The 509-nt window shown below is 38.3% G+C and carries 1 pseudogene; it reads left to right on the top strand.

The window, feature by feature from the left end:
- Positions 1–509, top strand: a pseudogene (locus tag E2K52_RS15155) (hypothetical protein); the annotation flags it as partial.

Below are 509 nucleotides of genomic sequence, written 5' to 3'. Positions count from 1 at the left end.
TTCAGAAGAGAACTGGATGAACTGACAAAAAATATTTATCAGAACAACGAGATGGGGTTTTATATTGAAAGAGACTGGTTCTTAAAAACCAGCCTGATGCTTATTGACTCTGACGTCCGGTTCAAAGTAAAAAACTTCACTTCAGAGGAGGTCGGTAAGATACAACAGCAATGGTCTGAAATAAAATCCTGTATCAAGGAGACTTTTATTCTTATCAGGCGATTCGGCATCAATCCACAGTCTTTGATATCTAAAAATGCAGTCCATCCTGTGGTCTACTGGATTTACAAAAAGCTAACCAGTGGACATCCATTATATACAACGATTGATCTCCTGAATAAGAACCACAATGAACGCTCAGTAATTAGCCAGTGGTTTTACATGGTACTTCTGAAAGGGATCTTTGGAAGCCAGGCCGATGCGCTACTCACGAGCATCAGAGATGTAATGAAAAATAGTCTTTCAGATATTCATTTTCCTCTTGAGAAGATTATTGACAGATATAAAGG

The sequence above is a fragment of the Acinetobacter sp. RF14B genome, from assembly GCF_006864105.1.
GTDB classification, from domain to species: domain Bacteria; phylum Pseudomonadota; class Gammaproteobacteria; order Pseudomonadales; family Moraxellaceae; genus Acinetobacter; species Acinetobacter lwoffii_C.
The sequence above is the reverse complement of the archived record's forward strand: the minus strand, read 5'-3'. Positions and strand labels throughout refer to the sequence as shown.